Annotated in this window: 11 protein-coding genes, 2 pseudogenes and 1 other annotated feature; of the genes and pseudogenes, 9 read left to right on the forward strand and 4 right to left on the reverse strand. The window is 36.4% G+C overall.

Going from position 1 to position 12,087, the window contains the following annotated elements; translation table 11 throughout:
• Nucleotides 1–17: 17 nt before the first annotated feature.
• A pseudogene (locus JZO85_RS22655) lies at nt 18–680 on the reverse strand (FUSC family protein); the annotation flags it as partial.
• 134 nt (nt 681–814) lie between these two features.
• Nucleotides 815–944: a sequence feature (ribosomal protein L20 leader region), on the forward strand.
• Nucleotides 945–973: 29 nt separating this feature from the next.
• Here JZO85_RS22655 and infC point away from each other — a divergent pair.
• The 3 genes from infC to rplT all read left to right on the forward strand — a co-directional run bounded on the left by infC (nt 974) and on the right by rplT (nt 2,193).
• Nucleotides 974–1,498: a translation initiation factor IF-3 gene (infC, locus tag JZO85_RS22660; protein WP_207110783.1), complete on the forward strand. Its 525-nt coding sequence runs from the start codon at nt 974–976 to the stop codon at nt 1,496–1,498.
• A gap of 73 nt (nt 1,499–1,571) precedes the next feature.
• A complete protein-coding gene (gene rpmI / locus JZO85_RS22665) occupies nt 1,572–1,772 on the forward strand; it encodes a 50S ribosomal protein L35 (RefSeq protein ID WP_010747119.1) in 201 nt (66 codons plus the stop codon).
• Nucleotides 1,773–1,833: 61 nt separating this feature from the next.
• Nucleotides 1,834–2,193, forward strand: a complete 360-nt coding sequence (gene rplT / locus JZO85_RS22670) for a 50S ribosomal protein L20 (RefSeq protein WP_010781965.1) — start codon at nt 1,834–1,836, stop codon at nt 2,191–2,193.
• Between the two features lie 70 nt (nt 2,194–2,263).
• Here the strand turns inward: rplT and JZO85_RS22675 are convergent, their stop codons facing one another.
• Nucleotides 2,264–3,433, reverse strand: a complete 1,170-nt coding sequence (locus tag JZO85_RS22675) for a site-specific integrase (RefSeq protein ID WP_207110784.1) — start codon at nt 3,431–3,433, stop codon at nt 2,264–2,266.
• Between the two features lie 167 nt (nt 3,434–3,600).
• Nucleotides 3,601–4,263: a helix-turn-helix domain-containing protein gene (locus tag JZO85_RS22680; RefSeq protein WP_207110785.1), complete on the reverse strand. Its 663-nt coding sequence runs from the start codon at nt 4,261–4,263 to the stop codon at nt 3,601–3,603.
• Nucleotides 4,264–4,445: 182 nt separating this feature from the next.
• On the opposite strand from JZO85_RS22680, the gene JZO85_RS22685 reads away from it, so the two are divergent.
• From JZO85_RS22685 to JZO85_RS22700, 4 genes are all read left to right on the forward strand, one after another.
• Entirely contained in the window at nt 4,446–4,709 is a 264-nt protein-coding gene (locus tag JZO85_RS22685; protein WP_207110786.1) for a DNA-binding protein, read from the forward strand.
• A 386-nt stretch (nt 4,710–5,095) separates the two neighbouring features.
• A complete protein-coding gene (locus JZO85_RS22690; RefSeq protein WP_207110787.1) occupies nt 5,096–6,337 on the forward strand; it encodes a replication initiation factor domain-containing protein in 1,242 nt (413 codons plus the stop codon).
• 255 nt (nt 6,338–6,592) lie between these two features.
• Nucleotides 6,593–6,754 carry a hypothetical protein gene (locus JZO85_RS22695; RefSeq protein ID WP_207110788.1) on the forward strand — a complete coding sequence of 54 codons (162 nt, stop codon included), beginning with the start codon at nt 6,593–6,595 and terminating at the stop codon, nt 6,752–6,754.
• 23 nt (nt 6,755–6,777) lie between these two features.
• Entirely contained in the window at nt 6,778–7,086 is a 309-nt protein-coding gene (locus JZO85_RS22700) for a hypothetical protein (protein ID WP_207110789.1), read from the forward strand.
• Nucleotides 7,087–7,950: 864 nt separating this feature from the next.
• Here the strand turns inward: JZO85_RS22700 and JZO85_RS22705 are convergent.
• Nucleotides 7,951–8,901, reverse strand: a complete 951-nt coding sequence (locus JZO85_RS22705; RefSeq protein WP_207110790.1) for an alpha/beta hydrolase — start codon at nt 8,899–8,901, stop codon at nt 7,951–7,953.
• Nucleotides 8,902–10,349: 1,448 nt separating this feature from the next.
• On the opposite strand from JZO85_RS22705, the gene JZO85_RS22710 reads away from it, so the two are divergent.
• Both JZO85_RS22710 and JZO85_RS22715 read left to right on the forward strand, forming a co-directional pair.
• A complete protein-coding gene (locus tag JZO85_RS22710) occupies nt 10,350–11,468 on the forward strand; it encodes a tyrosine-type recombinase/integrase (RefSeq protein WP_207110791.1) in 1,119 nt (372 codons plus the stop codon).
• Between the two features lie 381 nt (nt 11,469–11,849).
• A pseudogene (locus JZO85_RS22715) lies at nt 11,850–12,087 on the forward strand (WxL domain-containing protein); the annotation flags it as partial.

Here is a 12,087-nt window from a genome sequence, read left to right on the forward strand (position 1 = left end):
GTAATTTAAATATACAAGGCGCATGAGACAACTAGCCAATAGGGATTTTTTAGCTGCAAGCCGATGCTGAGATAGACAGCAAAAAAAAGAATCCCACTATATAGAAGACTATCAATGACCACAGCGGGATCATGATCGATTCGCGATTTCAGTGTTTTTTCTGTATTTTTTTCAGGTAAAGGCTCAGTTTCTACAAAATGGACTGCGAAAGCGACCGCTAAGGAGAAAAGAACACCAATGAAAAAATAGCCGCTCATCATTGGGATTTTCGCAAGGGAAATCTTTGTGCTTGCGCCCATGGCTGTAACCATAACGATAAAGAAAGGACCTGGTTTAGTAATTCCATATAGTCGGAAAAAGAATCTTCCTATAAAACCGACAACAGAAACCACGATTGGTGCAGTCCAAGCTGCATGGGTCGAAAGCATACCGAGAAAGTTTGCCGCGGTCAAAAAGCTGCCGACGACAGACAGGCGTATCATTAATTGTTTTAACGGGAGTCTTTGATAATAGAGAAAGGTGAAAATGCCTAAAGAACCGAAACTAGAAATAGCTAGCTGGTGGGATAAGTAGCCGGTGAATAAAACACTGATCATACAAAGGCCGGCACCGATTAAGCGTAACGGTGACTCCTTTGGTTTATTGTAATGAATCAATTCTTTGAAAAAAGAATGCTCCATAGTATCACTTCCTTCATCTTATACGTTAGCATACAAACTAAAGGAAGTTCAATAGAAAGTTTCTGAAAACAATCAGAAAAGGGAAATAATAAGTTGACATTTTATAGAATAGCTTGTATACTGTTAAAGTTGAGAAATGAAAGCAGAAGCACCCGCTTCTCGCCTTACGCGAACATCTCGCTGGGCTAGATAGTTAATGACTGATCTTTTAGGATGAGTCGAACTACGTGCGGGTTCGTAAAGAACTCGTTTTTTTTATTCGCTTTTTTTTCTCTCAAAAAATTTGGAGGTGAATGACCATAGCAAAGGATATGATGGTTAACGACGGCATTCGTGCACGTGAAGTACGTTTGATCGGACAAGACGGCGAACAACTAGGTGTTAAATCGAAAGTAGAAGCCTTAAAGATTGCTGAACAAGCAAACCTTGATGTAGTCCTAGTAGCTCCTGGTGCCAAACCACCTGTAGCACGTATTATGGACTATGGAAAATACCGCTTCGAATTACAGAAAAAAGAACGTGAAGCGCGCAAGAAGCAAAAAGTGATCAACATTAAAGAAGTTCGGCTTAGTCCAACGATCGACTTGAACGACTTTAATACAAAACTTCGTAACGCACGTAAATTCCTAGAAAAAGGTGACAAAGTGAAAGCTTCGATCCGTTTCAAGGGCCGTGCCATTACCCACAAAGAAATTGGTCAGAAAGTTCTTAATCGCTTAGCTGAAGAAACTGATGATATCGCAACAGTGGAACAAAAAGCGAAGATGGACGGACGTAGCATGTTCTTAGTGCTTGCACCGAAAGAGAAGAAAGACTAGCAATAATTTTGAGAATGCTTCTTTGACTCTAGTTAAAGAGTATGCGAAATGAAAAGTAGGAGGAAATTTAGTCATGCCAAAACAAAAAACACATCGCGGTTTAGCAAAACGCGTAAAACGCACTGGTAAAGGCGGTTTGAAACGTTTCCGCGCGTTCACAAGTCACCGTTTCCACGGAAAAACGAAAAAACAACGTCGTCAATTACGTAAAGCGTCTATGGTATCAAAAGGCGATTACAAACGTATCCGCCAACAATTGGCACGCATGAAATAATTGCGCAACCCGCTTTACAACTTAAAAAATTCAATGATTTATTTATTAGGAGGAATTAAACATGGCACGTGTTAAAGGTGGAACTGTAACTCGTAAACGTCGTAAAAAGACACTAAAACTAGCTAAAGGTTACTACGGTTCTAAACACACTCTATTTAAAACAGCTAAAGAACAAGTAATGAATTCATACAACTACGCATACCGCGATCGTCGTCAAAAGAAACGCGACTTCCGCAAATTGTGGATTGCACGTATCAACGCTGCAGCTCGTATGAACGGCTTGAGCTACTCAAAATTAATGCACGGTCTTAAAGTTGCCGGTATCGAAATCAACCGCAAAATGTTAGCTGACTTAGCAGTTAACGATGCAGCTGCTTTCACTGCACTAGCTGACCAAGCTAAAGATAGTTTGAATAAATAAGCTTCGAAAATCTTGATATATAAAGCTTTCTCTACTGGAAACAGTAGAGTTTTTTTGTTTGTTACAGAAATTATACCAGAGATTTTCCATTTGACATGAAATCTGCAAAAAGGAGGGCAGTTTCTTCTTCAGCACTTTTAGTAACATGGGTATAAACATTCATTGTTGTCTTTATGTTTGTATGACCCAAACGGGATTGAACTTGTTTCATTGTTGCGCCAGCTTCAAACAGTAAAGAAGCATGTGTATGTCTAAAACCATGTGGAGAAATTCTAAACATATCTGGATTTTTTATATAGAAACTTTCTAACCAAGATTGAGGCGTCCTGGGATACATTGGAAGATTATCATATTTTGAAAAAACAAGTTGGTCTTGTCTTTTGTGAATTTTTAATTGATCCAGTTCTCTTTGTTGAGAAATATGCCATTTTTGTAGTAATGAGAGAGTGTGATCATCAAGAGTGATTTTCCTATTTGCGGCTTTTGTTTTTGGTTTTTGAATTAACAATTTCCCCTTTTTACCTACCGCTAGAGTTTTATTGATTTTTAAAAATTTCATTTCAAAGTCAATATCATTCCAATGCAAAGCTAAAGCTTCACCTTTTCTCATTCCCGTGTAGGCTAGAAGAGAAAAAAAGACATAGCGAATCTCAGGAAATTGCAATTTCATATCAGATAGAAAATCGATTAATTGATCTCGTTCATAAAATTTTTTATGTTCTTCTTCATCTAGTTGAACTATGGGTGTTAATATCTTAGCCATGGGATTTACGTTTAACTCTCCAATGGATAAAGCGTAATCAAATATCATTCCAGCATAATTGATAAATCTAGAATATCTCTTTGGACTTTTTCTGGACCAGCAATTTGCAATTTTTTGGCAAAAAGTAACAGTAATCTTATTTATTCTAAGATTCCCTAATTCGGGAAGAATATGTTTATCAAAAATCATCCTGGTATTCCAAAATGTACTTTCCTTAACTTTCATCTTATAAACGATTTCAAACCATTCTTCACATACTTCTTTATAACTTCTAGATTTAAATTGTTGAGAAGGACCATTTTCTTGATAGTCAATTTCTAATTTAGATAACTCAAGTTTTGCTTCTTTTAAAGTTTTAAAACCTCTACGAGTTTTTTCTATTTGTCGTCCTGTCACTGGATCAAGCCCCAAATATTTTCTGAACATGTAGGCTGATGATCCATCTTTTTTTGTATATTTTTTGATATTAGTACTCATTTTTCTCTCCTTTATGTGTGGGGCACATAGGAAAAGAAACTAACTTTCATTAGTTTGTTGAAGACATAGTTTTTTCAAAATTCTTATGGGAAATCTATGCTTTTTGTGTTGCTTAAGATTTATTATTGATGCTCTTTTTATCTATAGATAGAGAACAAAAGTAGCTACTATAGCTTTTCTCTATTTTCTAAAATAAACTTTAGTTGATGATAGGTTTCATCAATTTTGTCAAAAGGGACCTTTTCAACTGCAGTGGAAGTAAGTATATTGTGCTTGTCATCAAATACTGGATCACCGTCAGTGTATTCAACTTTTGGAAAACAGAACTGTTCAATGTATTGGATTTGTTTGACAAGTGTATCTATCGAATCAAAAGGAAGCGAGTCAAATAAAGGATCAAGAAATACAAAATTACCTTGTTCATCTACAATGGCTGAACCTTCTTTGTCAGTTGCGTGTGGTTGGCTGAAGAAGAAGTGTTCAATGTATTTAATATTACTTGACAGTTTATCTACAGGTTCACCAATATCTTTCAATGTTTTTTCCGCTTGGAAGATTTGTCGTACTCTTTCATCATATTCATCAATTCTGTCTAATACGACAGGTACATCAGAAACCGCAATTTCTTTTAGTGTGCCAAATAATTGGATGGGGGAAGCATTCAAAACAGATGCAATACGTTCCAAGGTTTCAAAGGTTGGGTATCTATTTCCCCGTTCAATATTTGAGATGGATTGCTTTTTCATTCCTAACTTATCTGCTAATTCCTCTTGTGACAACCCACGATCTTTTCTTAGCCTTGTCACGTTTGCTCCAAAATTCTCTATCATTTATTTCACCTCTTCATTTATCATAGACTCTTTCTTCAAGTAAATCAACCTCTTTAGTATTCTTTTGAGTCATAAAAGATTCACAAATAAATCATTGACATCTTTTTAGAATCAAAGTATTGTGTGTTTAAAGAGTATTTATATCCTTACAAAATATTTAGTATTCAAAAAGGAGGGGTGGGATGGCAACAATTGATGAAATGTTGATAGAGTGGCAGAAAGAGAATTTCAATAAGGTTTACCATACGATGAAAAAAGCTTTGAAAGAAGCAAAAGAAGAACGAGACGTTGTGAAACAAAAATATTGTGCAGATTATTTTGGAGTAAGTGTGAATACATTGAAGTCTTGGGTTCAGTTTGGTTGTCCTGAAATCCGATTGGATTCAGGGATGGTTCTTTACAGTAAGCAAGCAGTTCGAAAATGGCTTTTACAATATCAAAAATAAACATGTGTGGGGCATAAGTAAGAAACAAGTAATAGCTTTTAGGAATGTATACAGTCGAGCGTGGCGTGTGCACATGTCGCGGCGGAGCCAGGGACATTGTGCACACGCACACGCCAAAGTGTGCGTGGCTGGTTTTGTGCAGGCGCTTGCGCCTGCACAAAACATTTACCCCCCAATATCTAATAGGGGGGGTAGAAATAAAATAACGAAAAAGAAAAAAGATGAATAAGCTTGTTATGGCAGGATTCATCGAAGATGAAAAGTTGTGCGGGTTGTAGCGATTCAAAGGGGACACAAAAAATAAAAGTCATACCTAGCAATGCTTCGCAACCATTTTTTCTTTTTTACAGAAATTTCAATTTTGTTTTTTTAAAGGAGAGGATGTCTTGGAACCGAAAGAATTACGGGAGTATCGCTACAAACTGGGTGTCCTTACTAGAGAGGGAAAAAAAGTGAAACCTGTCTCTCAACAAAAGTTTGCGGCTATCCTAGATGTGTCTTTGTCGTATTATGAAAAGATGGAACGAGGGAAGCGTGTCATACCCGAGAATGTAAAAGAAATTCTTGATACTCATTTTCGACTATCTATGGAAGAAGAAGCAAATATGCGAGTAATGATTGATTATCTACGACTATCATTTTTCGATGCTACGCCAAATCAAATCATTACACAGGTTTTAAGAATGGATGAGGCTTCATTTGAAACGAGACCCACAGGACTTTACCTCTTTGATCGTGTGTCTGTTTGTGGAAATATTTGGGTGTTCTGGCATGCAAAGAAAACAAACAGAAATGTTCTTATCCAATTTTCAGGACAAGGTTGTAGAGAATATGAGCAACTGTTGAATGAAAAAGTAATAGATTGGCAAGAATTTTTATCAGAGATCTGGAAAAAACAAGGAAAGCTAGAAAGCTCTTATAGTCGTGTCCAATGTAGTCGAATCGATCTTGCGATTGATGAACTATGGACCCGAGAAGATGCGGAATATTTCAACCTTTTTACCATTCTAGAGAAACGTCAACTGGGCTTGATAAACGATCAATTTAAAACATTTGAGCACTATAGTGGGCTTGTCAGTGATGAGGATGGTAGAACAAGAAGTAAAGGGTTATCTCTCTATTTTGGTTCTAGAAAATCACCACTCTTTTTCAACTTTTATGAAAAGCGATTTGAACTAGCGAATAAAGAAGGCATATCAGTGGATGAAGCGCTGTTGAAGCATGAAATCTATAATCGCTACGAGGTTCGTTGCAGTGCTGAACGGGCAATGGAGGTGGTACGATACTTCATTTCTGGAAAGTACCTGGGAAAGATTGGTGCCGGAATCATCAATAGTAAATTGATCGTTTACGATCTATTGGATGAAGAGACAAAGATTGTCAACGAACGTTGGGCTAAAATGTTTCGGACAGTGAGCGAGTTAAATTTCAGTATGAATGCAAAAGAATTTTCCATTGAACGATCGGAACGATGGTTTGAAACACAAGTTGCACCGACTTTAAAGATGTTACAAAAAAAGGATGAGGTGGAAGGTCGCAATTACTTGGCAAGAACTGTTGACAATGCAAAGTTAAGTAAAGATCAGGAAAATTATATAGCGTGGTTTCAATCAATTGGGAAAGTATAAAAGGAGTAGATGGAGGCTTCCCTAAAATTAAATCAATTAGATGGAGACCAGTAGTATGAATAAGTGTGGAATTTAGGATTATTAATAATTTTAGTAATTCAATTTATGTTGGAGTGCTGATATCATAAGAGAAATAAAACTTATATGGCAAAAAATGAAGTATAAATGGATGAACAAGTTATGCTATTGCTTCTAGCGTAAAAAGCGAAGTTTTTCAACTATTATGCTAACTTGGAGTAAGGAAGGTTTTTTTAAATGACAAAGGAAGAATACCTCAACCAAATTGTTGGAATACTGAGGCAAGAAAAAATTGAGTATGCTTTACAACAACAGATTATTGAAACAGTCACAGAATTATTGGAACAATATAATGTTGAATTTGTTAGTGAGTTGTTGCCATCTTTATTCAAGATTTGATTGATGCGAAGGGATATGAAGAAATGCCGTTTAAAAATGAAGAAGCCAAGTTGTTGAGAAATCCACAAGGGATTTGCAAATTAAATGATACGTTGGAATATATTGTTTACACCAAAGATAATTGGGAAAAGGTAAGTGAGTTTTGTGAGCCTTTTTCAATTGAAAAATCGAAAATTGGTAGCATAGAAGGTCGAGCAGTAATCGATCTACCTTCAGGAAATGAAACCTTCAATTATGGTGGAGTTCTTGTTCGTATTGGAAATAAACGAATAGTGATTTTTTCTTTAGGCGAGTTTGTCGAGTTGTTTTCTTTTGCTGATGATAAAAATTGAAACTTATGTAGTGAAGAAAATACTACACAGTTTGTTATAATCTCAACCATTTTATCTTTATTGATGTAAAAAGCTGAGACTATGTAAAATGATTGCTGAATGCAATAAAAGATATTAAATCATCCTAACCCCAATAGTACCATTCAAAGTTAGAAATTAGATTAATGAAGACTATCACGTAAAAAAGACCAGCTAGGCTAGTCTTTTGGATTGAAATGGTAATGAAATTTGATATTTCTCAGTTATCGGCCAACGATCATATTGATGAAAGAATCATGGCTATATACGATAATGCAAGCATACTTAGGAATTTTGAAGACTAGTCAATTAATAAGCAGCGTACAATTAAGGACTATCAGTTACATTCCACAAATTCCCTTAACTTGATGTCTACTACAGTATACCTCGTCCAATGGGGAATGTATCAATCAGGAATTTGATTGTTCGGAATCATTCCTGTTTCCAGCGGAGATCCTGGTTCCTGAAGCAGCAGGCGAAGGTCTCATAGTTCAGATTCGACCTCTGTATTACTTTATATGAGTAATAATATACTGCTATACAGCGTTAACTCCTTCATCTGATTTACAAAACCTATAGGAGTGTAAACGGATACGTTGTTATTTTGAACAAAAAGGCCTATCATACAATGATCTTCCTAACTAACTAGATTTTGTATTTATATTAATCTAAGTATTGCTAAAAAAAGCTCTTTTTGATTGAGAGATGAAAACACCTCTTATTAAATTCAGCTACCGAACTTAATAAGAGGTGTTCTATAATATGATTTATGGTACCCGTTATTTGCTTAACTAATTTGGTATGATCGAACTTAGAAAAGCTCAAATTTTCTTTCTTAATTGCAGGCTATCTATTCCTTTTATTGATCCAATCAGTTGAAAGATCCATTGCAGCTCGAGCAGCATGAGTTTGGTCCAATGAATTTACCATGACAAAATCATGAATCATTCCTTGGAAACGAACTTGTGTCACGCCGACACCTGCATTGCGCAACTTACGTGCGTAAGCTTCACCTTCGTCTCGTAATACATCCGCTTCGCCATTCAAAATCATTGCATCTGGCAACCCCTTCAATTCCTCTATGGTAGAACGCAATGGTGAAGCAGTAATTTCATTACGTTCGGATTCATCAGTTGTATATTGATTCCAGAACCATTGCATGCCCGCTTTCGTTAGAAAATATCCTTCTGCAAATTGATTATATGATTCCGTATCAAAATTGGCATCCGTTACTGGATAATATAAAACTTGTTGTTTGATTGGAATGCCTCCACGCTGTTTAGTCATGATCGTCATTACCGTGGCCATGTTTCCTCCAACAGAATCCCCAGATACAGTTAAATGATCGATATCGAGTTTTTCATCTTTAGAAATGGTCTTCAATTTTTGCAAGATCGAATAGTTTTGTTCAATAGCTGTAGGGTATTTTGCTTCTGGAGAACGATCGTATTCAGGAAACACTACTACTGAATTGGTTCTAACTGCCAGTTCTCGCACCAATTTGTCATGGGTATTTTTACTACCAAATACCCATCCCGCTCCATGAATATAGTAAATTACAGGAAGTTCGCCTGTATTCCCTTTAGGTCGTATGAAACGGACATTAATTTCGCCCCATTTCCCTGTATCCATAATTTTATCTTCAATGTCAACATCTAATTTAATCACAGGAGATTCTTGTACTTGTTCCAGTAAGGCACGACCTTCTTCTGGTGGTAATTCATAGATACGTGGGTGTGGCGCATTTGCTTCGCTAAATTCAACCGCTTCTTTTTCTAGTGAAATTCTTTTTACCATAATAACGTCCTCCTAGCTAATTTTTGTTACAAGACAACATTACCATTTTCAAAAAATTGAGAAAAACATACTGCTTGTGACTAAAGTAGTAATCGAATCAGACTTATTCATTAACTATAGGAATGATTATTTAAATGACTAGTTTTCGATAAGAAAATGGAACATCCGATTTTAGTCGTTCGAAAATCTAGTTTCCTTATCGCTACTCGAACCCCACACTCGTTGATTTATAAAATCCAAATAACCGAGTGTTTCTCTATAGGTATGTGTTTTAACACATTCTAGGATATTTTAATTCATTGTGGCGCTTTCTCGATAATTCGGGATATGTTATAGCTGTCATTCACTATCGTTGGATCTATAACTTGTAAGAAGTTCAGAATCAAAAGACTCAGTAAAGTGGGCAATAGGATTTTTAGCATAAAAATGATTATTGGAAAATAAAATAGAGATTTCATCACATGTGTTAAAGTCAGTGTGCTAAAAACCTTAAAAAATCAATAGGGAGGAATCACTTATGAAAATTGTCTAACAAGCTGTGGAGAAAATCAGTCAAGAAATGATGACTCAATTTGTTGGAGTCCAAAATCACACTGTAAATAAAAATAGTATTCAATTTTAAACCAACAATTTCTTGCGGCTCAAGATGGAAGTACTCTGTCCTTTGATCCATTTTCCATTAAACGGGGAAATAAAATTAAAATTATTTAAAGAACAGAAAATAAGTGGAGGGATTATCTTCTATAAGAGAGAAAGAGGCGGTTATTTATAATTAATAAAACCTATTCTGAAAAAGAGAGGGTTTGATCGCGTGCTATTTCTCCTCTAGCGCGTCAATGTACTATACTCCTGCCATATTTTCTTGATGGTAAAACTTCAAATAGACACTGGAAGCGACTAACTTTCGTTTGATAATTCTTGATAAAAGGACTTCTTTTTGAGGTCCTTTTTTTGTTTTTATCGGATTTCCTAAAAATGTACTTTTAAAGTACATTTTTAGGAAACCACTTAAAGCATACGCATGCTAAACTCCATTCTCTAAGAACTCTTGTTTGGGAAGAGAGGGATTCTTAGAGAACCGCTAAACATAGGTGAAATGATTGGATGAATAAAAAAAGCATCTCCTCAAAGTGAGGGGATGTTTTTCATAACTTATAAATTCAAATAATTATTAATTGTAACCAGTAAATCTCTTGGTTTTAACAAAACCAAGGGAACAGCTTGTTGCTACAACCTATAAATAACGGTGTATATACATTTATTAATTATATTGTAATCGAACGATACAGGAAAATCAACTTAATTTTAATAATAACTGTCGCATTTATTCTGAATCTCGTTTGTTACAAGCAATTAATAGACACTCGAATGTTCCAAATCACAATAAACGGGAAAATGACTCGCTGCTTAGTACGTCATTTTCGCCGTCAAAATAAAAGGAGAAAGCTATGCGTAGAGGAGAAAATATTTATCAAAGAAAAGACGGTCGTTGGGAAGGCCGCTATCGTAAAGGACGAAAAGCTGATGGACAGGTGAAATACGGCTATGTCTATGGGAAATCCCTACGGGAAGTACGAATGAAACTATATCCGTTAAAGGTTCGTTACCAGACCATTCAGTCCATGCAAGGAAGTTCATGTATCCCTTTGGAAGAATGGGGCTGCCAATGGTTACGTGCCATCAAAAAAGACGTAAAACTATCCACCTATGCGAATTACCACTACAAGTTGACCAAATATGTCTTTCCATTTATTGGCGATCGCTCGTTAAATGAGCTGACGCATGAAACCGGGAACTACTTGGTTCAACAATGGAGTCTGTATGGATTAAAAAGCTCGACCATGAAGGTGATTATGCAGATCTTAGGCCAGTGTTTAAACAAGGCAAAGAAAGGTGAACATATAAAGGAGAACCCTTTTTCTTCTATTAAATTACCGAAGGAACGGAAACAAAAAATTCGTTCACTGACCGAAAAAGAACAAGAAAAGCTAGAAACAGCGGCGATAAACGTAGGCGGCGTTCGCGGATTACCCACGTACTTAGCCTTGAATACCGGCTTACGTATTGGAGAAATCGCTGCTTTGCGTTGGACAGATATTGATTTTGAGCGAAATCTGATTCAAGTTTCTCATACGTATCAACGAGTGGCATCAATGGATGGGCTACGGAAAACCCAACTCGTGTATGACACCGTGAAAACGGAAGCGTCGACACGTCTCGTTCCTTTCGGAACGATTATGAAGAGAAAACTGCTACGATTAAAAAGACAATCCACGAGTCAATATGTCTTTTCAACCAATGCTCGCCCAATGGAGCCACGTTTGTTAACGTACTACTTCCATCAATTACGAAAAAAAGCAGGGGTTCAAGACATCCATTTCCACCAATTGCGTCACACGTTTGCGACGCGTTGTCTGGAAGCACAAGGAGATATTTTGTCTGTTAGTGCGATCCTTGGGCATACCTCGACACAACTGACCTTAGATACCTATGCAGATTCAATGATCGAGCAGCGGATGCAGGTGATTGTTCAATTGGAGAAACACCTTCAAAGAGTAAATGAATAGCTAAAAGCAAAAATGAAAAAATTTTTTAAGGAAGAATTTTCGGTTATTCTTTTTTTATTTTCTAAGAAAGCGCTTACCTAGAGAGTGGATTATTTCCTTTGAATAAATGTCAGCTGTTATTAAAAGAAAAACGTTCGTCAAGCGTGTTTTTTCACTATTTGCCGTCAACTCTCGTCAAGCCCTCATCAAAAAGAGCGTGACATCAATGATTCTAGCATTCAGCTTGGTTTTGTTAAAACCAAGAGAAAAAAAGGATATTCTAAAAAAAGAACGGTGTCCCTCGAATATATTTATTGTACGACTTGTTTCTTTTAATATCAATTGTGCGTTTTCGCACATGTTAGATATACTAAACTATTTTATTACAAGGAGAGAAAAGAGATGAAGAAAAAATTATTGGCAGGTTTAGTAACAAGCGCAACTTTGGTCGGTATTTGTGTGGCAGGTGGTCTGAATGTGTCGGCTGCAGAAGTAGACAACGCAGATACTGAAGTAGGGATTGGCTTTACTGGCCATGGACCAGGGACAACTCCTGGACCCTTAGAAATTCAATGGGCGCCATTGAAACTTGATTTTCACAATGCAAATACGGTGAATACGGTTGTTGCAGATTTCCCAG

Origin of the sequence: Candidatus Enterococcus murrayae, assembly GCF_017315985.1 — a bacterium.
Lineage (GTDB): Bacteria > Bacillota > Bacilli > Lactobacillales > Enterococcaceae > Enterococcus_A > Enterococcus_A murrayae.